24 protein-coding genes are annotated in these 24944 nt (G+C 59.0%); 17 read left to right on the top strand and 7 right to left on the bottom strand.

Annotated elements, in window-relative coordinates; genetic code table 11:
- Positions 1-7: 7 nt before the first annotated feature.
- A complete protein-coding gene (locus FGL86_RS06250; RefSeq protein ID WP_186764483.1) occupies positions 8-487 on the bottom strand; it encodes a nucleoside deaminase in 480 nt (159 codons plus the stop codon).
- Positions 488-1156: 669 nt separating this feature from the next.
- Between FGL86_RS06250 and FGL86_RS06260 the strand changes: the two genes are divergently transcribed.
- The 5 genes from FGL86_RS06260 (at position 1157) to FGL86_RS06280 (ending at position 4244) form a co-directional block, all read left to right on the top strand.
- A complete protein-coding gene (locus FGL86_RS06260) occupies positions 1157-1681 on the top strand; it encodes a hypothetical protein (RefSeq protein WP_147183775.1) in 525 nt (174 codons plus the stop codon).
- A 169-nt stretch (positions 1682-1850) separates the two neighbouring features.
- Positions 1851-2243 (top strand): curli-like amyloid fiber formation chaperone CsgH, encoded by a 393-nt coding sequence (csgH, locus tag FGL86_RS06265; RefSeq protein WP_147183776.1) that lies wholly within the window; start codon positions 1851-1853, stop codon positions 2241-2243.
- Positions 2244-2255: 12 nt separating this feature from the next.
- Positions 2256-2834, top strand: coding sequence for a hypothetical protein (locus tag FGL86_RS06270; RefSeq protein WP_147183777.1), 579 nt, complete (start codon positions 2256-2258; stop codon positions 2832-2834).
- Positions 2835-2883: 49 nt separating this feature from the next.
- Positions 2884-3327, top strand: coding sequence for a curli assembly protein CsgF (locus FGL86_RS06275; protein WP_147183778.1), 444 nt, complete (start codon positions 2884-2886; stop codon positions 3325-3327).
- A gap of 35 nt (positions 3328-3362) precedes the next feature.
- Positions 3363-4244 (top strand): CsgG/HfaB family protein, encoded by an 882-nt coding sequence (locus FGL86_RS06280; RefSeq protein ID WP_147183779.1) that lies wholly within the window; start codon positions 3363-3365, stop codon positions 4242-4244.
- A 55-nt stretch (positions 4245-4299) separates the two neighbouring features.
- Here FGL86_RS06280 and FGL86_RS06285 read toward each other — a convergent pair whose 3' ends face one another.
- Both FGL86_RS06285 and FGL86_RS06290 read right to left on the bottom strand, forming a co-directional pair.
- Positions 4300-5016 carry a YebC/PmpR family DNA-binding transcriptional regulator gene (locus tag FGL86_RS06285; protein ID WP_147183780.1) on the bottom strand — a complete coding sequence of 239 codons (717 nt, stop codon included), beginning with the start codon at positions 5014-5016 and terminating at the stop codon, positions 4300-4302.
- 88 nt (positions 5017-5104) lie between these two features.
- The gene (locus FGL86_RS06290) at positions 5105-5710 is read right to left on the bottom strand and encodes a LysE/ArgO family amino acid transporter (protein ID WP_147183781.1); all 606 of its coding nucleotides are present in this window, start codon (positions 5708-5710) and stop codon (positions 5105-5107) included.
- A gap of 89 nt (positions 5711-5799) precedes the next feature.
- Between FGL86_RS06290 and FGL86_RS06295 the strand changes: the two genes are divergently transcribed.
- Positions 5800-6324, top strand: coding sequence for a DUF1353 domain-containing protein (locus tag FGL86_RS06295; RefSeq protein ID WP_186764484.1), 525 nt, complete (start codon positions 5800-5802; stop codon positions 6322-6324).
- Between the two features lie 139 nt (positions 6325-6463).
- Positions 6464-6919, top strand: a complete 456-nt coding sequence (locus FGL86_RS06300) for an aminoacyl-tRNA deacylase (protein WP_147183783.1) — start codon at positions 6464-6466, stop codon at positions 6917-6919.
- A 106-nt stretch (positions 6920-7025) separates the two neighbouring features.
- On the opposite strand, the gene FGL86_RS06305 is transcribed toward FGL86_RS06300, so the two are convergent.
- Positions 7026-8762 carry a dipeptidase gene (locus FGL86_RS06305; RefSeq protein ID WP_147183784.1) on the bottom strand — a complete coding sequence of 579 codons (1737 nt, stop codon included), beginning with the start codon at positions 8760-8762 and terminating at the stop codon, positions 7026-7028.
- A gap of 112 nt (positions 8763-8874) precedes the next feature.
- Here FGL86_RS06305 and FGL86_RS06310 point away from each other — a divergent pair, with 112 nt between their 5' ends.
- Positions 8875-9609, top strand: coding sequence for a carbonic anhydrase (locus FGL86_RS06310; protein ID WP_147183785.1), 735 nt, complete (start codon positions 8875-8877; stop codon positions 9607-9609).
- Positions 9610-9680: 71 nt separating this feature from the next.
- On the opposite strand, the gene FGL86_RS06315 is transcribed toward FGL86_RS06310, so the two are convergent.
- The gene (locus FGL86_RS06315) at positions 9681-10592 is read right to left on the bottom strand and encodes a LysR family transcriptional regulator (protein WP_147183786.1); all 912 of its coding nucleotides are present in this window, start codon (positions 10590-10592) and stop codon (positions 9681-9683) included.
- A 184-nt stretch (positions 10593-10776) separates the two neighbouring features.
- Here FGL86_RS06315 and ycaC point away from each other — a divergent pair, with 184 nt between their 5' ends.
- The 9 genes from ycaC to FGL86_RS06360 all read left to right on the top strand — a co-directional run bounded on the left by ycaC (position 10777) and on the right by FGL86_RS06360 (position 23036).
- Positions 10777-11400 carry an isochorismate family cysteine hydrolase YcaC gene (ycaC, locus tag FGL86_RS06320; RefSeq protein ID WP_147183787.1) on the top strand — a complete coding sequence of 208 codons (624 nt, stop codon included), beginning with the start codon at positions 10777-10779 and terminating at the stop codon, positions 11398-11400.
- A gap of 196 nt (positions 11401-11596) precedes the next feature.
- The gene (locus FGL86_RS06325; protein ID WP_147183788.1) at positions 11597-13399 is read left to right on the top strand and encodes an amidohydrolase; all 1803 of its coding nucleotides are present in this window, start codon (positions 11597-11599) and stop codon (positions 13397-13399) included.
- A gap of 100 nt (positions 13400-13499) precedes the next feature.
- Entirely contained in the window at positions 13500-14150 is a 651-nt protein-coding gene (locus tag FGL86_RS06330; RefSeq protein ID WP_222433801.1) for a YoaK family protein, read from the top strand.
- A gap of 187 nt (positions 14151-14337) precedes the next feature.
- Positions 14338-15483 (top strand): efflux RND transporter periplasmic adaptor subunit, encoded by a 1146-nt coding sequence (locus FGL86_RS06335; protein ID WP_246131746.1) that lies wholly within the window; start codon positions 14338-14340, stop codon positions 15481-15483.
- A complete protein-coding gene (locus FGL86_RS06340) occupies positions 15483-18680 on the top strand; it encodes an efflux RND transporter permease subunit (RefSeq protein ID WP_147183790.1) in 3198 nt (1065 codons plus the stop codon). Before FGL86_RS06335 ends, FGL86_RS06340 begins: the two co-directional genes overlap by 1 nt.
- 481 nt (positions 18681-19161) lie before the next feature.
- A complete protein-coding gene (locus FGL86_RS06345) occupies positions 19162-20094 on the top strand; it encodes an alpha-hydroxy-acid oxidizing protein (protein WP_222433802.1) in 933 nt (310 codons plus the stop codon).
- Positions 20095-20097: 3 nt separating this feature from the next.
- Positions 20098-21057: an MBL fold metallo-hydrolase gene (locus tag FGL86_RS06350; RefSeq protein WP_147183791.1), complete on the top strand. Its 960-nt coding sequence runs from the start codon at positions 20098-20100 to the stop codon at positions 21055-21057.
- Positions 21058-21291: 234 nt separating this feature from the next.
- Entirely contained in the window at positions 21292-22245 is a 954-nt protein-coding gene (locus tag FGL86_RS06355) for a pirin family protein (RefSeq protein ID WP_147183792.1), read from the top strand.
- Between the two features lie 233 nt (positions 22246-22478).
- Positions 22479-23036 (top strand): NADPH-dependent FMN reductase, encoded by a 558-nt coding sequence (locus FGL86_RS06360; protein WP_147183793.1) that lies wholly within the window; start codon positions 22479-22481, stop codon positions 23034-23036.
- 273 nt (positions 23037-23309) lie between these two features.
- Here FGL86_RS06360 and FGL86_RS06365 read toward each other — a convergent pair whose 3' ends face one another.
- Complete coding sequence (locus tag FGL86_RS06365; protein ID WP_147183794.1) at positions 23310-24047, bottom strand: SDR family NAD(P)-dependent oxidoreductase; 738 nt, start codon at positions 24045-24047, stop codon at positions 23310-23312.
- 159 nt (positions 24048-24206) lie between these two features.
- On the bottom strand, positions 24207-24896 hold the full coding sequence (locus tag FGL86_RS06370) for a pirin family protein (protein ID WP_147183795.1): 690 nt from the start codon (positions 24894-24896) through the stop codon (positions 24207-24209).
- Positions 24897-24944 lie beyond the last annotated feature (48 nt).

A 24944-nucleotide genomic window follows, 5' to 3' on the forward strand; every position in this document is an offset into this window, starting at 1 on the left:
CAAGCGTTTATCGGCCAGCGTGCAACTGCTGGTGAAGGTGTTTGATCTCTTCATCCAAACCGGCGATCGGCCCTTCCACGGGAATATCCGGGGCGATGGTCTGGATAGGTAGCGGGCGTACCGGCGGTGGCGCGGCGCCCAATTCGCCAAGCCAGAGCGTCAACTGTTCGGAAGAGCTGACGTAGACGATGCGTCCAAGCCCTACCCAGCCGTGGGCGGCGGCGCACATGGGGCAGTGCTCGCCGGAAGTATAGACCGTTGTCTTGGCGCGCGATTCCGGCGTCATGTGTTCCGCGGCCCAGCGGGCCAGCGAAAATTCCGGATGGCGGGTGGCGTCTCCGCTGGCGATGCGGTTGCGATCCTCGAAAAGTGCCTTGCCATCCCCATCCGCAAGCACGCTGCCGAAGGGCTCATCGCCCGCCTCGAACGCTTCCTTGGCCAGCTCCACACAGCGGCGCAGGTGCTGCATATCCGTCTCTGTCAGCATCAGTTGCCTCCTCCTTGTCGAACGTGAACGGCGTTTCAAGCCTGCCTCTGCTAGCGTATCAATATTCCGGCCTGAACGCCGAATCAGCCGTCCACCGACACGGGACAATCGAGTCGGCTGGTTCATGCTGGAACGATAGCCAACCAAGGAGACCGTCAAGGGTCTGTTGATCGAAGAGGAGACCGTTAGCTTCAAACATATCAAGCGCCACTACTACTGCAGCCATCCCACCATCAACCCCAACCGAATCGTGCCCAAGGGACCAGTTCTTGCTCTTTAGCGAGAACACAATCGAAGCCGTCTGCCAGGGCAGTGGATTCATACGGTGTCTTGAAAGCCGCTGGCAGGAGACTGATCGACCCCTCGTATTGACAGCCTTTCCCGGTGCGGCGGTGCTTTGGCGCCGTCGATTTTCCGTATGTATCAATTTTTTACTTAACGTTAATTTAAATATATAAGCCGTTTTCTAAAAATGTAATTGTTTAAATAAACAATAACATCATTAAATAAATGAGCGGCTTTAAAATTGACGAATTTATCTCGTTACCTCATATTACACAACAAGAGCATTTTGATTTATAAGTTTACAAATTGCTCTGCGGGCACTCACTCCGAGTGTGTTGATTCATAATTTCAGTTTCAATTAAGACGCAATAAGGGAACATTAAAATGAAAAAGCTACTTGTTATCGCTGGTGTGTCTGCGCTGATGTCTACTTCTGTATTCGCAGACAAGAACGAAGTTTATATGGATCAAATCGGTTTCGGAAACGATTTCGCATCCAGCCAGCAAGGCAGCGCGAATACTCTTAACTCTCTGCAAGAGGGTATCAAGAACAAAGCTAGCCTAACTCAAAAAGGCAACACGAACGCTGCATTCAACGAACAGTTCGGTATCGCCAACAGCCTTACCAGCAAGCAAAGCGGTGCGATCAACGAGGTGGATTCCTATCAGAAGGGTGGTTTCAACGAGGCTGAACTAGCTCAAACCGGTTCATCTAACTATATCGAGGTGAATCAGGTTGGCTATGACAACCACACGGTAGGTATTCAGATCGGTTCCAGCAACCATGCCTACAGCCTGCAAAAAGGCTTTGGAAACAGCCTGTCTTATAAGCAAAGTGGTAACCACGATAGCCTGGATGCTTATCAAAAAGGTGCCCACAACACTGCTGCTATCCGTCAGTCAAACTAAGATTCAAAAAAGCGTGGAATTTCTTGCCTACTCATCGCTTAGCTTTTCTTGAAAGGCGCTACCATGGTGAGTAGGTAAGAAACGACGATTCGATAGGTAGTGGTTTTATCGAGGCCGGGTCCGCTTTCACTATCGCGGCCCGGCCAGTTGGTTGATTCAAGGTGCCTTTATGCTAATAAACCGCAAGCTTAAAAGCTGGACTGCTGGTTTGGTGATATGGCTTGTCGCCATTTCCGCGGCAACGGCGCAAGACACCTTTACTCAGCTTGGCTGTCAAGTCATCGTCAAGCGTGAAGGCGATTATGTGATCGCCTCAGGCTTGATCCAAGCGTCCAAGCCCACCCGGGCGGACTATCAGTTACGCGCCTTGAAAATTGATGCCACGAATTCCGGCACCCTGGAGCAGTCCGGTTCGCACAATCTGCAGCCGGGCGAACCCCAGGAAACATCACGCATGACGATCAAGATGGCACCGACGGGTTGGGTCGAGTTTCACCTGCAGGTGTCTGAGCGCTTGACCGGAGCCACTTGTGAAGCTGACGAGATTGTCAGCCCTATGTAAAGGGGATGAAAAATGATCAAGACAATCGCAAAACCTCTTCAGTCCGCTCTCGGCCTGGCGGTGCTTATCCTGGGCTCTCCCTTGAGTCTTGCAGCCGACGACTCCGCCTTCGTACGTCAGATCGGCGAGGAAAGGCGGGTTCCCGTGGATCAGGCTCGGCAAATAGCCAATTTCTCTTCTCCCGGGCAGGGCGTGATCAATAATATCGATACGGCGCGCCTGAACGATGCATTGCCAAGCCTGCCGGGTGCGGGAAAAAGCTCGTCGGAAATTGTTCAGCGCGGCACGCGCAATCGCGCCATCGTCAGCATACAAGGTAGCAACAACGCAACGCTGCAGCGCCAGCGAGGCGTTGCGCTGGACTCTTCTGTTTCGGTGGTAGGTACAGGAAACGCCGTACTGGTAGATCAGAAAGGTGCCAACCTGGATTCTGAGGTAGGTATTTTGGGCGCCAACAAGCGCATTGTGCATATCCAGCGCGGCCGTGGGACGAATCCTGATAGCTCACCATTACAGCTCACGGGTACCAAGCAGGAAACGCAGCTTATCCTGGAGACTCCCAAGGGGCGAGTAACCAAGACCTTGCCATAGCGGCGATAATTTATTGAGTAGCTTATTGAATAGCAAGGGGCAAAGATAAATGCGTAACACGACTCGAACGATCGGTGTGCTGTTCTCCAGCGTTTTTTTCTCGAGTGCCTTCTGTGGCCTCGCGAGCGCCGGCGACCTGGTGTATCAACCCATCAACCCTTCTTTTGGGGGTGATCCTTTTTATAGCGCGCACCTGCTGCAGACGGCGGAGATTCAGAACAAGCATGTGGACGACGGCTCGGAATTCGATTCCCTGTTCGAGGAGCCCACGCTAGCGGATCAGTTTGCAGAAAGCCTTAGTGGCACGGTGATCAGCGGTGCTGCGACCCAGCTTAATAGAGCTATCTTCACGGATGGAGCGCCCCCCTCGGGGAGTTTCGCCCTCGATGGCGCCATGGTGTCCTACAAGACCATCAACGGTCGCGTCAAGATCACCATCGCCGACGGTATCAATACCAACGTGCTCGATATCCCCATTCCAACGAAAAACTGAACGCGCGTATTCAGGCAACACGCAGGGAACCTTTCATGTTTAATACATCCATAAGAGCTTTGCTGCTCGTGTCCCTTCTTGCTCTCGGCGGGTGCGCGACCGGGTCGATCAACGATCCCTTCGCCTCGCCGGCAGGCTATATCAGAAAGACTCACGCGACGTCTTTCTTGCAAAGTCTGCCGCCGGCGGAGCGCAAGATCGATATCGCCATCTATGAGTTTCCCGATCTCACCGGTCAGCACAAGCCCAACGATAGCTTTCCGGAATACTCCCGGGCGGTGACCCAGGGCGCGGATGCCATCCTGGTGGATGTGCTGAGCCGGGTCGGTAACGGCGAATGGTTCAACGTGGTCGAGCGGCGCGGACTGCCGAACCTGTTGCGGGAGCGTCAGATCATTCAGTCCACGCGGCAGCAGTTTAACGGGGGAAGGGCGGATCTACTGCCGGCGCTGACCTTTGCCGGTGTGATCATCGAAGGCGGGGTTATCGGCTACGAAACGAACCTGACCACCGGGGGCGCCGGGGCGCGCTACCTGGGAATTGGCGCCAGCACCGAATACCGTACCGACCTGGTGACCGTGAACCTGCGCTTTGTCAGCGTCACGACAGGCCGGATCATGAAAAGCGTTACCACCACCAAGAAAATCTACTCGCTGAAATTGCAGGGCTCCGTATTCAAGTACATCGCTTCCGACGAGCTGCTCGAGCTGGAAGCCGGTTTCACCCGCAACGATCCGCCGCAGCTTGCGATTCGCGAAGCCATCGAGCTGGCGGTCTACACCATCGTCATGGAAGGCGCACAAAGCGGCTTGTGGTCCTTCGCCGATTCGGTATCGGGTCAACAGGCACTCGAGACTTACCGCGAGCGGCGCAGCAAGATCGCCAATGCGCCCATCAACCAGAACATCGAAAGTTGATGGCCCGCATCGAGTATTAACGACCAAACGCCGAGATCATCTCGGCGTTTCTCGTTCAGACGTCCGCGTTGTGGTAGACATTCTGCACGTCGTCCAGATCGTTGAGCATGTCCAGAAGCTTCTCGAACTGCGCCACGTCGTCGCCGTCCACCGGTGTCGTGATCTGGGGCAGAAACTGCACTTCGTCGATCTCGAAATCCAGCTCGCCGAAGGCGTCTAGCAACGCCTGCTTGGCCTTGTGATGCTCTGTGGGCGGCACGTAGGCCGTGATATGGCCGTCTTCGTTTTCGATATCGGCGACGTCCACTTCCGCTTCCATCAAGGTTTCCAGTACCGCCTCCTCGTCTTCGCCGGGAAAGGCAAGCACCGCGTTGTGATCGAACATGTGGCTGACGCTGCCCTGGGTGCCGATCTTGCCCTTGGTCTTGGTGAAGCAGGCGCGCACGTCGCCGAAGGTGCGGTTGGGGTTATCCGTCAGACACTCGACAATCACCATGCAGTTGCCCGGGCCGAAGCCTTCGTAGCGAGCCGGAGAATAGTCCTCGCCGCCGGCACCCTTGGCCTTGTCCAGCGCCTTGTCGATCACGTGGCTGGGCACCTGATCCTTCTTGGCTCGGTCGATCATGCTGCGCAGGGCCAGATTGCCCGCGGGATCGACGCCGCCGGACTTGGCGCAGACGTAAATTTCCCGCCCGTACTTGCTGTATACCTTGGCCTTGGCGTCCGAGGTCTTGGCCATGGATTCCTTGCGATTCTGAAAAGCCCTGCCCATGTCGCTGTCCTGTTGGATGATCGTCGAAAGGCAATTTTACCCAGGGTGCCGAGGGAAAATATAGAACCGGCTCGGCCGCGGCGAGCTCTCAGGCGCCAAGCAGCAGCTTTCCCGCGATGGCCCACATGACGAGGGCGACGAAGACATCCAGAGCGCGCCAGGCCTTGGCCTGAGCAAATAATGGCCTGAGCAGCGTCGCGCCATAGCCCAGGGAGAAAAAGAACACAAAGGAAGCCGTCACCGCGCCGGCGGCGAACACTAGTTCATTGCCCGGAAAGCGGGTGGACACCGCCCCCAGAAGCAACACCGTATCGAGATAGACATGCGGGTTGAGCCAGGTTAGCGCCAGGCATACCCCGAGGGTCGCCATGAGGCTGGCGGTTTTCCCGCTAGCGGGAGCCAGCGCCTCGCTGGAGCGCAGCGCGTTCCACAGGCTGCGCGCCCCGTAGACAAACAGAAAGCCGGCACCCAAATAGAGGAATACCGGCTCCAGCCAGGCAGCCTGATCGACGATCTGCTGAAACCCGATCACACCGAGAAGGATCAGCACCGCATCGGAAAACGCACAGGTCAGGCATACGCCAAAGACGTGCTCGCTGCGCAGTCCCTGACGCAGCACGAACGCATTCTGCGAGCCGATGGCGAGAATCAGACTGAAACCGACCCCCAGGCCGGTCATGTAAGCCCCGGTCATTTCTTGTCCTCGTAAGCATGACAGTGACGATAGAAGAAAGAAAACTGATCTATTCTTCGAGAAAGGAGGCAAAAAAAGCGAGCGCAGCGATGAGCTACGGCGAGTTTGTCGGCGATGTGATCACCACCTGGCTGGTGGAGCGGGAGTCTCGGGATCGCTTGATGCGGCTGGAGGCGGATTTTATCTATCGGGATCCGCAGGGGCGGGAGTGGCTGGCGCCCAAAGGGCGCACGGTGAATGGCGCGAGCATTCCCGTCTTCTTGTGGGGACCGGTGATCGGCTCGCCCTACACGGGCAGTTTTCGCCGCGCCAGCGTAGTGCACGATATCGCCGAGGAGGATCGCAAGCGGCCCTCTCGGGAGGTACATCGCATGTTCTATCAGGCCATGCGTTGCGACGACACCGAACCTTGGCTCGCTGGAGTCATCTACGCGGCGGTGCGGGTGTTCGGCGAGAAATGGGACATTCCCCAAGGCATAGCGATGCAACAGACTCAGGGCAATATCGCCGCCTTTCTGGAGATGATTCACTCGCCGGAGTTCGCCAAGGAAGAATCCATGGACGCCATGGACAGCAGGCTCGAGGACTTTATAAGCCAGCGCCTGAAACGTTGATGTCTTTCAGCCATAGCTTCGCACGAAAAATAGTGTATGAGAGAAATGAGTGTCGTCGAATGAAGTGGTGAGTCATTCTCCATTGGCCTAAGCTTATCGGTAGGCAAGGTTCTTGAGCGATACACGAGAGGTGGCTCCCATGTCCCTGGAACGGGTGACGCGCTATCTAGATGAGCACAGCGTCAAGTATATCCTCCTGCAGCATTCGCAGGCCTATACCGCTCAGGAGATCGCCGAGGCGGTGCACGTTTCCGGCCGCCACTTCGCCAAAAGCGTGATGGTCGACATCGACGGTCGGCTTGCCTTGGTGGTCCTGCCGGCGACCGATCGAATCGACCTGCAGCAACTGGCCCGTTCCGTCGGTGCCCGATCCGTCGAGCTGGCCAAAGAGGAGGATTTCAAAAACCGCTTTCCCGACTGTGAGGTCGGGGCGATGCCGCCGTTCGGTAATCTGTTCGACATGGAGGTGTTCGTCTCGCCCCATCTAACCCAGGCCGAAACCATCGCCTTTAATGCCGGTAGCCATACCGAGGTCATGCAGCTTCCCTACAGTGCTTACGAGCGGCTTGTGAAGCCCGCCGAGGTGGCGATGTAACGATCAGCTTCGTCGATTTGCAGGACCAGTCGAGGCAATAGGATTTTTTGTGCCCGCCCCACTTGGATGTTCGGGGCGGGCCTTTTCACTTTAACCCCCTCTGGTTTTAATCCAGCCGTTCCTGGTTGCCGATGCGGGCAAACATTTCCGTGAACATCTGGATATCCAGCATCAGGTTGTCCCGTTTCTTGAATTCCCGATCCGTATGGCCAGTGTATTCCTCATCGGGCATGGAAGGGCCGAAGTTGATGGCGTTGGGCAGCAGCTTGGCAGTAGTGCTTCCCGCGGAAGAGATCGGCTCCGCCTCTTGACCGGTGGTGTCGCCGAAGATGTTCAGCAGGGTCTGCAGCCAGGCGCCTTGCGGGTCGCGCAGCATCCAGTCGCCGATTTCCACTTCCACCTGCATGTCCACGTCCTGCTGCTCTGCATAGCTCACCAGCTTCTGCTCAATGGTGTCGGCCAATTCCTCCGGCGACTTCTCGCCCTTGGGCGCGCGCACGTTGACCGCGACTCGCAGCCGGTCGTCCTGGCGCTCCAGGTAGGTGGGGGAAATCAGCAGCGGCCCCATGAAATCGTGGCTGTATTCGACGCCGAGTTTCTTGCCGTGATAATCCAATCCGTAGTTGTCGTCGATATAGTGGATGGCGGCGGTGTATTGATTCGGCTGGAAGTCGATATCCGACTGGACCAGCAGGCCGGCCAGCCGGGGTACCGGGTTGATGCCGTCGTCCGGCTTCGAGGAGTGGGCGGACGCGCCCTTGACCGTGACCTTCACCGCGTCGTCCTGCACGTCGGTCATCACCTGGAAATCGCCGCCGTTGGCGCTGACGTATTCCTCGCCCTGGGCAGCGAGTTTCTCGCTCAACGCCTGGGAATCGCCGCCTTCGATGGTGGCGGAAGCGGTGGCGGGAATCTGGTTGGTGGCCAGGCTGCCGGTCAGGTCGCTGATGAATGGGCCATCGCCATTGGCCTCCTGGATCGGAAAATAGGCATCAATGGTGCCGAAGCCGTTTTCCGCGATCACCGCCGGATAGCCGCTGTCCAGCACGATATTGTAGGCGGCCAGTTCGTTGTCCTGCTTGTAGTACTCGAACCCCTCGCCGCCGGTTTCCTCGGTGGTCTCGATCATCAGGCGGATGGTGCGCTTGAGCGGCACGTCGTTTTCCTGAATCGCCTTCATGGCGTAGAGGGCGGCGGCGATGGAGGCCTTGTCGTCCTCGGTGCCGCGCCCGTAGAGCTTGCCGTCGATCAGGGTGATTTCGAGCGGGTCGAGGGTGGTGCCATCGTCGAGTTCCCAGCTTTCCTGGGCGGGTACGGTGTCGCCGTGGGTCAGGATACCGAAGGCCTCATCGGAGCTACCCGGCAGTTCCACCTCGAAGACACGATTGTCCACGTTGCGGTAGTCCAGGCCGAAGGCCTCCGCCTTTTCCTTGATCAGCTCGCCGAATTCCTGGATACCCGGATTTTCATGCTGCGGTCGGTCGCCTTCCTTGCTGGTCTGGATGGCCACCATCTCGCCAAGCAGATCCACCACCTCATCACCATAGTGCAGCCGAGTATAGAGTCCCAGCAGACGGTAGACGTTGACGAAGTCCGCCCCTTCCAGCGTCTCGTCCTGTAGATAGCGATCGATGGCGGATTGCAGCGATTCATTCTCGGTTTCTTGTTTGACCTGGGTCAAGAAGTCGTCAAAGTTCTCGGGTACGTTGTTCTCGTGAGCCTTCAACAGCTGCTGGAGCTGATCGCGCTTGAGGGTTTGCGTGTCCTGGGGTGCAGCTTGCAGGGGCAGCGCAAGGCTTAGAGCGAGCGCTGTAGTGGCAAGCGAGGTCAGTGGCTTGAGCATCCTTGTTCTCTCTTTCGTTGCAAAGTGGGAATAGTTTTTGTTTCAGACTTTCAGCATAGAAGGAAATCGCCTTTTGTCAGCAATTTTCTGATCTTGAGAAGGGAGCAATATCATGAAGCAGATGACGCTAGTGGCAGGATGGATCCTTGTGCTGGGTACTGCTCAGGCCATGGCAGATACCCAGTGGACATACAGCGGGGACGAGGGCCCCGAGAATTGGGGCGAGCTAAGTGAAGAGTTCGTCATGTGCGCGGAAGGGGTAAACCAGTCGCCGATCGACATTCGTGGCCCCATCGAGGCGGAGGTGTCGCCCCTGCAGATCGACTACGGTCGCAACGCGGAACGTATCGTCAACAACGGCCATACCCTCAAGGTGGAGGTTGCGCCGGGCAGCCAGATCAGCCTGGGAGATAACAGCTTCGCCCTGAAGCAGTATCACTTTCACTCGCCCAGTGAAAACCTGATCGAAGGCCAGTCCTATCCTTTGGAGGCACACCTGGTGCACGCGAATGACCAAGGCAATCTTGCGGTGATCGGGGTGATGTTCGAAGACGGAGAAGCGAATCCTGCCCTGGCACAGCTGATCGCCGATCTGCCCGAGGAGGTCGGCATGCCCCAACTGTTGGCGGAACCTCTGGATGCCAGCGAACTGCTGCCGGAGAGCCGCGCTTATTACCGCTTCAACGGCTCCTTGACCACGCCGCCCTGCACCGAAGGTGTGCGCTGGTATGTGATGAAGGAGCCGCTGACGGCGTCTCCCGAGCAGATCGAGGCGCTATCACAGGCCATGCCCTATCCCAACAATCGTCCGGTGCAGCCGATTAATGCCCGGCCGGTGCTGCACTAGTCCTAGTTGTCAGCGTTTAGCAGAGGAAATCATCATGTATCGTTGCTACCGCGCAGGCCATTGTGACTGACTCATTGCACCCAATCCCAATAGGGGTGGGCCTTGAAACGCTCGGATAGTAAATCAATCAGTAGCCGAACCTTGGTCGACAGATGCCGGTGTCGGGGGTAAAGCGCACTCAGCGTGATGTCGGATGGCGGATGGTCGTCAAGAAGCGTGCGCAGTTGTCCGCTTTGCAGAGCCTCACCGGCAATAAAGGTCGGCAGCATGGCGATGCCTTGATGATTTATCGCGGCATCACGCAGAGGCTCGGCGTTATTTGCCCACATGACACAATTGATTGTATAGCTTTGCTCGCCCTCCGGCCCCCGCAAACGCCACTTGCTGCCAGAACTTAGGTAACCATAGTGCAAACAGCGGTGCGCGTTGAGTTCGGCGGGTTTCGATGGTTCCCCCCAGCGTTGCAGGTAGTCCGGCGATGCGCATAGCACGCGCCGGGCGACCACCAGTTCCCGGGTCACGAGACTGGTCGTGACCTGCGGGGTTCCAATCCGTAACGTGACATCGAAGCCTTCTTCGATCGGATCGACAACGCGGTCATTGAGCACCAACTCCACATGAACCTTGGGGTATAGGGCCATGTATTCGGCCATTACCCGGGATAAATGGTGGGTGCCGAATGACATGGGTGCGTTGACGCGCAAATTGCCGGTTGGCTCGCCCTGTAACGACGTGACGGATGAAACCGCGTCGTCCAGATCGCCCAGGATTTGCCGGCAACGATCGTAAAACGCCATTCCGGTATCCGTCGGCGTGACCTGCCGCGTGCTGCGCCGCAGCAGCTGGATACCGAGTTCCTGCTCGAGATTGATGACCGCCTTGTTGACCACCGACCGGGACAGGTTCATCTCTCGGGCTGCGGCGGCAAAACCGCCGGCCTCCACAACCCGCGTAAATGCGCGGATACCTGCAAAGCGATCCACTCCCAACCTCCTATTGTCGTGATACTGATGACAGTATGTCACGTGAGCGGCTTATTGTGCTCAATTTAGATGCGATGCACGATATCGCTATTAGTGAACGAGGAAATGTAAGACGCACGGTATTCCTCGGCGGACTATCTTCCGTAATGGTGCATCACCCAACCAGAAACCCAGGAGATGTTTGATGTCTTTTACCTATAACCGACTCGACAAAGACAATGTGGCCGTGTTGCTGGTCGACCATCAGGCCGGCCTGCTATCGCTGGTACGCGACTACAACATGGATGAATTCAAGAACAATGTCCTGGCGGTTGCCGATATCGCCAAGTTCTTCAACCTGCCTACCATCCTGACCACCAGTTTCGCAGACGGTCCCAACGGGCCGATCGTGCCTGAGCTCAAAGAGACCTTTCCCGACGCGCCCTTGATCGCACGGCCCGGCCAGATCAACGCCTGGGACAACGAAGAGTTCGTCCAGGCGGTCAAGGATACGGGCAAGAAGCAACTGCTCATCGCCGGCGTCGTCACCGATGTGTGTGTTGCTTTCCCGGCGCTGTCGGCCCTGGAAGAAGGCTACGAGGTGTTCGCGATCACCGACGCCTCCGGCACCTTCAATCCCGCCGTGCGTGATGCGGCCTGGAATCGAATGTCCCAGGCCGGCGTGCAGTTGATGAACTGGTTTGCGGTTGGCTGCGAACTGCACCGCGACTGGCGCAACGATATCGAAGGCTTCGGCGCCATTCTGGCCAATCATCTGCCGGCCTACGCCAATCTGATCCAGAGCCGGACCGCCGCCGAGAACGGCTAACCACATAGTTGCATCGTCCTTCTCGTCCGCTATGCCCCCGAGTCGCATGTAATGGAAACGCGTGGCTTGGGTGACATACCGGGCATTATTCGCCCTTGAAAGACGGCCACCCTGATGGGTGCAAGTCCTATGGGCTACGGTGAATCCCAGTTCGCAAAAGATCGTATGCCCCGAAAATCTCTTGAGGAGCACGACCATGACAACACGACTTCCGATGATCTTGGGGGCGCTGTGTCTTGCCACCAGTGCCGCTACAGGGGCGCAGGACACATCGAACGCCGACCAGGATGGCGCGCTGATTCTACATAATGGCAAGATTGCGATCTCCGGTGACAACGGCGACTATCGCTTCGCGCAGGCGGTCATGGTCCAAGATGGCAAGATCGCGGCAGTCGGCGACGATAAGACCCTGCTCAACAAGGCCTCGGAATCTGCACGCGAGATCGATCTGGACGGTCGCACCGTCATTCCGGGCTTGAATGACTCGCATACACATGCGGTACGCGGTGGCCGCTTCTATAACCTGGAACTGCGCTGGGATGGCGTCGATAGCCTCGACAGCGCGCTGAACATGATCAGCGAACAGGCGGCGCGCACCCCAGAGGATCAATGGGTTCGGGTGATCGGCGGCTGGTCGCCGTATCAGTTCGATGAGGACCGCATGCCGACGCCAGCCGAACTCACGAAGGCGGCACCGGATACGCCGGTTTTCGTGCTGTTTCTCTACAGCCGCGGCTTCTTGAACAAGGCGGCTGTCGACAAGCTCGGTATCACGGAAAATACCCCTGCACCGACAGGTGGCCGCTACGAACTCACCGACGATGGCGGCGCCATTCTCTGGGCCGAGCCCAACCCCACCATTCTCTACCAGACGATCGGCCAGCTGCCGGGCCTGTCGGAAGAAAATCAACTCAATTCAACCAGACAGTTTTACCGCGAGCTCAACCGTTTCGGCCTGACCAGCGTGATCGATGCCGGCGGCGGCGGGCATACGTTCCCCATGGATTACAGCGGCACACGCCAGATGGCCGAACAGGGTGAGATGCCACTGCGGGTTTCATATTATCTGTTTCCGCAGACGCCGGAAAAGGAGCTCGGCGCCTTTCGCTATTGGGCACGCAATTTCGACCGCGAACAAAATGTGGCGGACACGGCGAACGGCTACGTGCTCGAAGGGGGCGGCGAATTCTTGACCTGGAACGCGGGTGACTTCGAGAACTTCACCGCCCCACGTCCGGAGGCGCTGGAGAAGCCCTACATGCGCCAAGAACTCTATGAAGTCACGCGATTTCTCGCCGAGCGCGGCTGGCCGATCCGCATCCACGCTACCTATGACCAGACTGTCAGCAAGATTCTCGACATCTGGGAAAAGGTAGACGCCGAGCACTCATTCAATGATCTGCGCTGCATCATTGACCATGTCGAGACCATCAGCGATCAAAACATCGAGCGCGTCAAGGCATTGGGTTGCGGCATCGCCGTGCAGAGTCGGATGGCCTACGCCGGTGAGCTGTTCGAAGAACGGTATGGCAAGGAAGCGGCCGCGACCGCGCCGCCGCTGCGCAAGCTGGCCGAGAGCGATATTCCGGTCGGGCTGGGCAGCGACGCCACCCGCGTCGCCACCTACAACCCTTGGGTGACCCTGTACTGGGCCGTGACCGGCAACACCGTGGGCGGCAACCGAATTTATCCGCCTGAAAACCAGCTCTCCCGCGCCCAGGCCCTGCGCCTGCATACCGAAGGCAGCGCCTGGTTCTCCGGTGAGCAGGACGTCAAGGGCCGCATCGAACCCGGCCAGTATGCGGATCTGGCGGTATTGAGTGACGATTACTTCACGGTGCCGGGTGAAAAGATCAAGGACATCGAATCGGTACTCACCGTGGTTGACGGCACCATCGTCTACGGCGCCGACGCCTACGCGGACTTGGCGCCGCCGCTGCCCGATGTGAGCCCGGACTGGTCGCCGGTCAAGCGCTTCAGTGGCTACGATGAGCAGTAGATCGTCAAATCCCAGTCCCATACGTGGCTTTCTTGCCGATGCCGGTCGCACCATAGTGCCTCGTCAGGGGTATCGCCATGGGCCATTGCCCCCGATTCTGTTGCTGCTCACCGTGGTTACCGGCATCGTCGATGCCATCAGCTTTCTGAGCCTCGGGCGTGTCTTCGTCGCCAACATGACAGGCAACGTCGTCTTTCTTGGCTTCGGCCTGGCCGGTGAGGTCAGTTTGTCGGTGCCGTCGTCGTTGACATCGATCGGGACATTTCTGATCGGTGCGGCGGTCGCCGGACGATTGTTTTGCCGGTTTGTCGACAACCGGGGCCGCCTGGTTGCATTCGTGACCAGCGTCGAAGCCGGCCTGATTGCCGTGGCGTTGTTAGCTGCGTTGCTAGCGCCCTCGGTTGAATCGGTGCACTACGTTCTAATTGTGCTGCTCTCGCTGGCCATGGGGTTCAAGAATGCCATGGCCCGCACTCTGGGGGTGCCGGAACTGAAGATCACGGTGTTGACGCTGACCCTCACCAGGTTGGCCGCGGATGCAGCTGCCGGTGTTGGTTTGAAAGCTTTTCCCGGTCGCCGCATCGTGGCGGTGCTCGCCATGTTCGTGGGCGCATTCGTCGGCGGCCTGCTCACCCTGCATGTTGCCGTCAGTGCAGCCCTTGCGCTGGCGCTGCTATTGACGGGGACAGTGGCAATGGCCAGCCACTATCTATCACGCGCACAGCCGCCCTGGACAAGGCCGGTCTCGTGAGCGGTCAGTCGGTACTCGATATGACTTCGCATGAACCAGGTCATCAGCCGCGCGACTGGGCGATCCACGCCTTGTCCGGGGAGCGCTACCACACCGGCGACGCTTCACCGGAGGTGCGCCACTATCTCGCGTCGAATCGAACGCCCCGGCGACGGCCTGCGAAACCCGAAGCTGGAGGTGCCAACCCATGAAAATCACCCTCGGTTTGTTACCCGCTCGGGGCATGGGCTTCAGGCTCATTGTCCGTCCATTCTGGTGGCTGACACTGCTGTGGTGCGTTTCGGTGCTGCAGGCGCAGGCTCAGGATCGCCCGGGTGTTGCGCTTGAGAAGGTAACCCGATCGGACATCATCAGCGAAGTAAGCCTCAACGGCACCGTCAACGCGCTGCGCACGTCCCAGTTGTCCGCGGCGGTGGCCGGCCTTGTGGATAGCGTCCAGGTGGAGGCGGGGGATCGCGTGGCCGCCGGCGACCTGCTGATCGGCCTGGACGAGAAAGAAGCGACGTTTGAGCTAGAAAGCGCTCGTGCGGAATCCGCGGAAGCCCAGGCACGGCTGGATGAAGCGCGCCGGCGCTTCGCGGAGGCTAGATCCGTGGGGGCGGGCCGCAATATCGCCGCCACGGAAGTGAGCGCCCGGGAAAGCGAGGTAGCGGCGACTGAGGCCACCCTGGCCCGACTGAAAGCCGAGGTGGCCCGACGTCAGGTTCTGCATGAGCGCCACAGCATTAGAGCCCCTTATGACGGGGTGGTCAGCAGCCGGTCGGCGGATCTTGGCGAATGGGTGACCCCCGGAGACGCGCTGCTGACCCTGGTGGATACCACGAACCTGCGGCTGGACTTTCGCGTACCCCAGAGTTACTACCAGCGCATTGACGACAATGCCCGGCTGCTGGCGACGATCGTCGGTTCTGATGCAAAACCAATCCCCTTGACCATCGAGTCCCTGGTACCGGTCAACGATCCTCAGGCCAGAACCTTCCTGCTGCGAGCAACCGGTGGCGAAGCGCTGCAGGTTTTGCCCGGAATGGCGGTCGAGGCCACGCTGCAGGTATCCACCGGCGAGCAGGGGCTGACGATCTCACGGGATGCGATCAACCGCTATCCCGAGGGCCGCGTGACGGTGTGGATCGCCGAGCCGGTCAGCGACTCGGATCATGAAGTTCGGGAAAAGGAGTATGAGGTTCGGGAAAAGCGGGTAGAAATCGGCGCCGGTTTTGGCGATCGCGTGGAGATTCTGAGCGGACTCGACGGCACCGAGCAGGTGGTGGTGCGGGGCAATGAATCCCTGCAGGAAGGCGCCCGAGTCACCCTGGCGCAGCGGAGCGCGCGCTGATGTTTGCCGGGATCATTCGACACGGCACTTTGGTGACGGTGGTCACCCTGATCCTCACGATTCTTGGAGCGGCCGCGGCACTTCGCATTCCCATTCAGATGATCCCGGATCTGGAAACCCGTACGGTCACGGTGGAAACCACCTGGGCCGGCGCCACCCCCCAGGACATCGAGAAGGAAATACTGATCGAGCAGGAGCGCTTTCTGCGCAACGTGCCCAACCTCAGCGAGCTGACCTCGACGGCGACCAGCGGCGTTGCCGAAATCGAGCTGGAGTTTCCCTTCGGTGTCGATATCACCGAAACCCTGATCCAGGTGAACAACGCCCTCAGCCAGGTGCCCAGCTATCCGAACAATGTCGATGAGCCGCGCATCGTGGCCGCCTCTTTTTCTTCCAACGCCTTCATGGGTTTTCGCATCACCACCCTGCCGGATAATCCGGACGAGCTGAATATCGATCTGATGCGCGACTTCGTGGAGGATCGCGTCAGGCCCCGGATGGAGAGCGTGGCCGGTGTCTCGGAGGTGACGGTGGGCGGTGGCGCCGACCGGCAGATGCAGATCATCGTGGATGAAGCGAAACTGGCCCAGCGCGGCCTGAGCCTGCTCGATCTGCGTGACGCCATCACCCGCCGCAATCAGGACGTCTCCGGCGGTGAGGTGGACGCCGGCAAGCGTCGCTATCTGCTGCGAACCGAAGGCCGGTTTCGTGATCTGGACGAACTGCGCCAGCTGGTGGTTTCCCGAAGCGGCGACAGCGTGGTGAGATTATTGGAAGTGGCCGCGGTGCGCCAAGGGCAGTCCCGCATGCGCGAGCTGTCCTACGTCAACGGCCAGCGCGTGCTGATGATGCGGGTGCGCCGGGAAGCCGGCTCGAATGTGATCGATATCAAGCGCGCCATGCTGGACGAAGTGAAACGCATCAATGAAGAGGTGCTGGAACCGGAAGGGATGCGGCTTACCCTCACCAACGATGATGTGCGCTACGTGGAGGCCTCGGTGGCCAACGTCTGGACCAACCTGGGGATCGGCGCCGCCTTTGTCACCCTGGTGATGTATCTGTTCCTGCGTTCCGGTCGCGCGACGTTCACCGGCGTGGTCGGTGTGCCGCTGTGCGCCATCGCCGCCTTCATGGGCCTAATGCTCACCGGTCGTACCATCAACGTGATTTCCCTGGCGGGGATCGCGTTCGCGCTCGGCATGACCGTCGATAACAGTATCGTCGTGCTGGAAAACATCGAGCGGCACCGGCGACTAGGTCTGGACCGGTTCGAGTCCGCGCTGAAAGGGGTTCAGGAGGTCTGGCCGGCGGTGCTCGCCTCCACCATGACCACCATGCTGGTGTTCCTGCCCATCCTGTTCATCGAAGAAGAGGCCGGCCAACTGTATTCGGATGTGGCCATCGCCATCTCTTCCGCCATCTTCGCCTCGATGCTGGTAGCGGTCACCCTCATTCCCACCCTGAGTGCGCGGCTGGACTTCGGCAATGGTCAATCCGCTACGGATGAATACGGCAATGTCTCTGCCGGGGGCTGGGCCAGTGCCATGGTATCGGCGGTGCGCTGGCTGGTGGCCGGCCCGCTGCGGCGCTCTATGGTGATCCTGGGCACCGTCGCCGCGAGTGCCCTGATCATCCTGGTGCTGACCCCGCCGGCGGAATACCTGCCCGAGGGGGAGGAGCCCAAGACCTTTGCCTCCATGAACGCACCGCCCGGCTACAACCTCGAGGAAATGGATCGCATCGCCCAGCAGGTGGAAGCGCAGCTGCTGCCTCAGGTAAACGCCGATCCGGCGCCCTTTGAAGCGGGGGAGACATCAATTCCGCCGCTGGCCTTCATGTACACGCAGGTCAATCCCACGGACATGCGGATCATCGCGCAAACCCGCGATCCCGACCATATCGAAGCGTTGATGACAGAACTCACCGAGCTTTACGAGCAGTTCCCCGGCATGCGCGCCTTTACCGCCAAAGGCTCGATCATCTCCAGCAACGATGGCGGTACCCGCAGCATCAACCTGGACATATCCGGGCCTGATCTGGTGTCCATCTATCGCGTCGCCAACCGCGTCTACCAGCGGGCCCAGGCGGTATTCGACAACCCGCGCATCCAGACGCAACCGGCCACCCTGTCCCTGGCGCAGCCGCTGATCCAGGTGCGCCCGGACTGGGACCGCGCCGCCGAGCTGGGGCTGGATACCGAAGCGATCGGCTTTACCGTGGCGTCGCTGACGGAAGGCGCCTACGTGGACGACTTCTTCCTCGACGACGAGAAAATCGATATCTATCTGTACGGCAGCAAAGGTCCGAATCCGGGCCTGCAGGTGTTGCCGGACGCCATGGTGCATACACCGCAAGGCGCGACGCTGCCGCTTTCCAGCCTGGCCGCGATCGAGGAAACCGTCGATACCAGCGTCGTGCGCCGCCTTGACGGCCGCAGAACCGTGACGCTTAACGTGATTCCACCGGACGATGTGCCGCTCGAGGCCGGCGTCGAGCGGGTCAACACGGAACTGCTGGCCGCCATGCGTGACAGCGGCGAGGTGCCCACGGATGTGGCCATCGACATCTCCGGCGCCAGCGACCAGCTCAACGCCACCCGCGATGCGCTCAGCGGTAATTTCTTGATCGCGCTGGTGATTGTTTATCTGCTGCTGGTGGCCATCTTTTCCCACTGGGGCTTTCCCCTGCTGATACTGACCGCGATTCCGCTGGGCATTGCCGGGGGTATTGTCGGCCTGGCGCTGATGAATCTGGTCGGCGGGCTCTTGCCGATGATTGGCCTACGCCCCCTCAGTCAGCCCTTTGACATGATCACCATGCTGGGTTTTCTGATTCTGATGGGCACCGTGGTGAACAACCCGATCCTGGTGGTGGAACAGGCCCGCCAGAATCTGCGTACCCAAGGCGCCTCAGTGGTGGATGCGGTAATCGGTGCGGTGGCCACCCGCCTGAGACCCATTGCCATGACCACATTGACCACCATCTGCGGCCTGTCGCCGCTGGTGTTCCTGCCCGGCGAAGGCACGGAGCTGTATCGGGGGGTGGGGGCCATCGTGCTGTTCGGCCTGCTGGGCGCGGCCACGGTCACGCTGACGTTCCTGCCCGCGCTGACGGTCTCGGTGCTGAGCTGGCGACGCAAACGCGAAAATGGAGAAGGCGCTCGAGCGGGAAAACCGGGTGCCGCGCCTGGCAAATGAGATCCTCAGGGATGCGCCAGCATCTTTGCCATGGCGGAACTCGACCGCGGGTAGAAGTGACGCTTTACTTTATGAACGCTCATCGCGCGACATACGGCCTAGGCCGCTAACGTGATGAGAGCGAATAACGTACCAAAAATAACTGTATGACCTATGGAGACTGACATGACCACGCGCAGAAACTTTCTAGGATACGCCGCCACCGCCATCGGTGCGCTGCCCTTCGCAGGTACCGCTTTGGCGCAGACTACCGCCTCCTCCGGATCGGCGGCCAACGCCGCACCCAAGGCTGCCGGGTCCGCCGCGTCGGGCTATGACGCCTCGACTGCCAGTGCCGAAATCGACGTCATCAGCCTGCCGGCGCTGAAAGACGATTTCGAGGCAGCCGTTCCCAAGGCGGGCTACGTTTTCGTCACCGGCGCCAAGGGGGATGAATGGACCCTGCGCGAAAACCGCCGCGCGATGGAAGACTTTTCGCATCATGACCCACCGGCTTACCGGCGTCAGCCCGGATGCGCTCGACCTCTCCGTCGAGATCCTGGGCCACAAGCTGCCCTTCCCGTTCTTTGTCGCTCCGATGGGCGCCCATCGCATGGTCCATGAGGAAGGCGAAGTCGCCACCGCCCGCGGGGCGGGCATGGCGGGCACGCTCTATTGCTCGTCCGGTGCCTCGAACATGACGCTGGAGCAGATCGCGGAAGCCACCGCGGGCCCGAAATGGTTTCAGCTCTATTTCAATCAGGACGTGAATGTCACCAAATCGCTGCTCCGGCGCGCGAAGAATGCGGGCTATTCCGCCATCGTGCTCACCGCAGATGCCCTCGGGCCGGGGATGCCGGACCAGTTCCGCGCGATGGGGGCGCCATTCCGCAGTGACATGAGTTTCGGCAACCACGACCCGGCGCGCGGCGGCACAGGGGATTTCATGGCACAGAAAGCCGATCTGACCCCGGACGACATCAAGATGATCAAGGACGAAACCGGCCTGCCGGTGATCGTCAAGGGCATCTTGCGCGCTAAAGACGTCGATCCCATCATCGCCGCCGGCGCGGACGCGATCCAGGTCTCGAACCACGGCGGGCGCCAGATTGACGGCGTGCCGGGCGCGATCAGCGCGCTGCCGCTGGTCGCCAAGGCCGTGGACGGCCGCGTGCCGGTCATCATGGACAGCGGCATCCGTCGTGGCATCGACGTGATCCGCGCGCTGTCGATGGGCGCGACCTGCGTCGCCGTCGGTCGCCCGGTGATGTACGGTCTCGGCGTCGGCGGCGCCCCGGGGGTGAAGTCGGTGCTGGAAACCCTGGCAACCGAGCTGCGCTCGGACATGCTGCTGACCGGCGCCCGGTCGGTGGCCGACCTCGACCCGTCCTACATCGCCATGACCGGCCCCAGTGCCGAAATGCAGGAGGGTTGAATCATGCTGAAGAAACGTACCCTGACCACCGCGCTGCTACTGGCGGCCGCGGGTCCCGCGATGGCCTTCACCCACACCGGTAAAGACGTCGACAAGTCGATGTTCGAAGGTCGCGAGATCGCGCCCGACCCGTGGGCCGATCAATGCGATGTCGAACGCAGCCTCGTGCCGATCGAAGGCAAGGAGAACCTGTATCGCCACACCAACAACACCTTCCCGGCGACCCACTCCGGGCTGGTGCTGATCCAGGACGAAGGCGCTCTGGTCATCGATGCGGGCAACCGCTGTGCGGCGGAGTGGCTGCGTGACGAAATCAGGGAGCGCTTCGACAAGGAGATCACCCTGGCCATCCTGACCCACGCGCATTTCGACCACCTCGCGGGCTCGAGCGTGTATCAGGAAGCTGGAGCGGAGATCATCGCCCAGCGCAACGCTCTCGAGCCAATCATCGGCGAGAAGATGCCCGTGGCCGAGCCCACGATAACCTTCGACGAGGAGATGACCGTCACCTTTGGCGACTACGAAGTATTGCTCCACCACGAGCCGGCGGGCAACCACTCCAACAGCATGGTCCAGGTCTGGATTCCCGAGTTGAGCGCCATGCAGTGCACGGATGTGTGTCAGTCCGAGACCTTCCCCTACATGGATTTCCTGGACTTCTACTATCCGGGCTGGATCGAAACGCTGGACTGGGTGATCGACAAGAATCCGGACGTGATCGACGTCGGCCATTACTCCCCGGCAACCGCCGAGGACCAGGTCGCGCTGCGGGATTACATGACCGAGCTGCACGACCAAGTGCTCGAGCTCCATCGCGAGGGAATGCCCTGGGACCAACTGTGGCGCAACGTCACGGCGGGCAACGAGCACAAGGACGACTGGTTCGGCTATGAGTATATGCGCGTCCACAACATTCGCGGCATGTTCCGCTGGGTGGACAACCATCGTCGCGGCCTGTGGTAAGCATCGGCCATCGCACTGACAGTGCGGTCCGGAGCATGACGCTGCGGGCCGATCCCTCGACGATATCGTCATCCCAACGCGGATGACACGACCGGCAAGCGCCTTGAGTTCTGTACCGCAGTGAGTGTGCTCTGACGGGATGCTGCGGTTGACCGCACAAAGCGCAGTCGCGCTTTGAATTTCCGCCTCAGCCTTTGGCCGTTTCAGCGGCAACCAAGATCAGGAACCGATGCCATGAGCAATACAGAATCAAACCCTAAGCTGTTCGAGTCGTATGAGTGCCCCATCGTTGATGGTCACCGGCTTATTCAGCATCTCTCGTCGCGTACCGCCGAGGTAGGCGGCATTCCCATCAACCGGATCCTGCCCCAGCGCAAAAGGCGCATGATCGGGGCATGGTGCTTTCTGGATCACGCGGGGCCTGCCGTATTTTCCGTGGATAGCCAGGGCATGCGCGTAGGCCCTCATCCGCATACCAGCCTGCAGACCTTCACCTGGATGCTGGCCGGCGACATTCTGCACCGCGACAGCCTGGGGAGCGAACAGGTGATTCGCCCTGGCGAGGTCAATTTGATGACCGCCGGTCGTGGTATCGCCCATACCGAAGAGTCGCTGCCGAGTGAATCACAGCTGCACGCGGCTCAGCTGTGGATCGCGCTGCCCTATGTCCATCGGCATACCGAGCCACGGTTCGATCACTATCCCGACCTGCCACGCTGGCAGGAGCAGGGGGTCGATATCACGCTGCTCACCGGCGCGCTCAAAGGCCATGAAGCGCCTACCCTCGCCTTCTCGCCGCTGGTGGGTGCCGATATGCTCGCCGACGCCGCGACCACCGTTCACCTGGACCTGCACAATCACTTCGAGTACGGCGTACTTGTGCTCGAAGGCAATCTGCGCATCAATCAGGATACCTTCGCGCCGAACGAACTTGCCTATCTGGGCTGCGGGCTCGACGACATCGCGCTGAAACTTGATTCCAATACGCGCGTGCTGCTGCTGGGCGGCGAACCGCTGAACGAAGAGATCTTCATCTGGTGGAACTTCGTGGGCCATAGCAAGGCCGAGATTGCGAAGGCGCAGAAAGAGTGGGAGGCCGGCGATGCGCGATTCGGTGATGTTCCGGAGTTTGACGGCGACCGGATGATGCCGCCGCCCATTCCATGGCGCATTGAGCCTGATACTTGATCGTCCGCACTATTAACCTGGCAATCAAATAGGTCATCCTGACCTCTTTGATTGTCGCCCCCGTCACACTGGCGCAAATATGAGAATCTGCTGGTGTGGCGCGGGCTCGCACCGACCTGCCGGTCGGTGGCGGCACTTCCCTGTGCCGCGATTAACCCGACACAAATGACTGCCGGGTTAATAAGAAATTTTTACAGACTAAATCCCCGACGCAAACCAAGGAAACTAAAATAGTGAAACTGACCATCATTCTCACCAGCACTCGCCCCGGCCGGGTCGGCAAGACCGTTGCCGACTGGTTCCACGCCTATGCCCAGGCTAACGCTGCCGGGTTCGAGATCGAATTTGCAGACCTTCAAGAACTCAACCTGCCGATGCTGGATGAACCCAATCATCCCGCCATGCAGAAATACGAGCACGAGCATACCAAGCGCTGGTCGAAGATCGTCGATGACTCGGATGCCTTCATCTTTGTGCTGCCGGAGTACAACTACACTCCACCGCCGACGTTCATCAACGCGGTTGATTATCTGTACAACGAATGGAACTACAAACCCGCCGGCTTCGTAAGCTATGGCGGCATCTCCGGGGGTATCCGATCAACTGAAATCGCCAAACACCTTCTGAACACGCTGGAAATGGTGCCAATCAAGCAACAGGTGATGATCCCCATGGTGACCGGTCATCTTGAGGATGGCACCTTCGTGCCAACGGACATTCACGAAAAGAGCGCGCAAACCCTGCTTGAGACCATGGCCCGATGGGCTAAGGCACTAAAAACCATGCGCTGAAGCAGGGCATGGCTCGACGTGGCGCTTGATCATTGAGACCGCCGTCTTTGCGCTTTTGCAGGTCGAAACGCAGGTCTCCGGCATCGGCGCCTTGCTGGGTATGAATCTGGTATCGTTTGGCTTGGATCAGCTATCGGTATTCCATGCTCTGCTTCACTTTGGGCGGTTTGACTGGCAGGGGGCGCCGCCGCCCCTCCTGCCTCTACCAAGTAGTTCAAAGTGCTGTCGTCATTCCATGAATTCAGGAACCAAAGGCGCCGGGGGATTACCTTTCTATCTACCGGTAGTCCATCCACCGTCCATGGTAACTGTCGATCCGTGCATGTAATTGGAATCGTCGGAGGCCAGGAATACGGCAAGCGCTGCGATCTCTTCAGGCTTTCCAGCCCGTTGTGCCGGGATATCATTCAAGCGTTTGTCTTCAATTCCCTCAGTCATTGGTGACTCTATAAATCCTGGGGCGATAAGGTTAGCTTTAATGCCCTTACTACCAAAGTCATAGGCCAGTTGTTTCGTGAAGCCTTCTATCGCATGTTTCGACGTGACGTATGCCGATCCACCTGCTCCCGCTACATGGGTGGATTGAGAGCCGATATTGATGATGACGCCCTTGCCCCTCTTCAAAAAGTGTGGAATCACCGCTTTCGAGGCTAGATAAGGCCCCTTGACGTTGATATCCATCAGCTTTTCATATTCATCTTCGTCCAATTCAATCGCTGTTTTGTAAGCGTCGTGAATGCCGGCGCCATTATAGAGGATGTCTATTTGCTCAAATTTTTCCAACGTTTTATTTACAACTGCTTGCACTTCTGCAGCTTTCGATACATCTGCCTCGACGAAGATTGATTCCTGATTTCTGCTCTGAAGCTCACTGATAATGCGATTGCCTTTTGATTTGTCGCGACCTACTACCACTAATTTTGCACCTTCATCTGCATAGGCCTTGGCAGTCGCTTCCCCAAGACCGGATGTTCCACCGAATATAATGGCAACCCTATCCTTCAATTTCATCTTCTTTCCCTTTAACAAAGTTTCCATATATTAAATGTAGATCAAAATGGCCCACAAAAGAGCTGGGCCATCAATCATTTTGAGTACCGCCTATGCGGCGCGCATCAAAGCTCATTTGCCTGAATCGGCTGGATGAAGCCAACGCTACTCACAAGCTCCTCAGGCCAGGTCGAACAGCAATACCTCCGAGGCGCTTCGGCCGGTTAGCTCTATCGTCTCATCCGGTGCGAAGGCTGCGGCATCGCCGGCTTCCAGCACTTGCCCGTTGACCTCGGCGCTCCCTCGAGCAATATGCAGCCAGGCATAGCGTGTCGTCGGCAGGGTCGCGCTCTGACCGCCATCGAACAGGCCCGCATAGAGATTGACGTCCTGATTGATGCTCACGGAGCCGTCACGACCGTCTTGGGAGGCCACGAGCCGCCAGTTTCCCTGACGCTCATCGATGGAAAAGTTCTTTTGCTCGTAGCTGGGTTTGATGCCCCGCTGTTCCGGCTCGATCCAGATCTGCAGAAAGTGGACGAGCTTGTCCTTGGCGTTATTGAACTCGCTGTGCGTCACGCCAGTGCCGGCGGACATGCGCTGGACATCGCCGGGGCGAATGACCTCGACGTGGCCCATGCTGTCCTTGTGGGCCAGCTCGCCTTCCAGTACGTAGGAAATGATCTCCATGTCGCGATGGGAATGTGCACCAAAACCCTGGCCACCCTCGACGCGGTCCTCATTGATCACCCGCAGCTTGCGAAAGCCCATGTACTCGGGGTCGTAGTAGTTCGCGAAGGAGAAGGTATGAAAAGAGCGTAGCCATCCATGATTGGCATAGCCCCGGGCATCACCAGAACGAACAAGCATGTGTTCCCTCCAAGATATTGACGTAAACGTTGATAGGTTCAGTCAGAC

Source organism: Pistricoccus aurantiacus (assembly GCF_007954585.1).
GTDB lineage: Bacteria > Pseudomonadota > Gammaproteobacteria > Pseudomonadales > Halomonadaceae > Pistricoccus > Pistricoccus aurantiacus.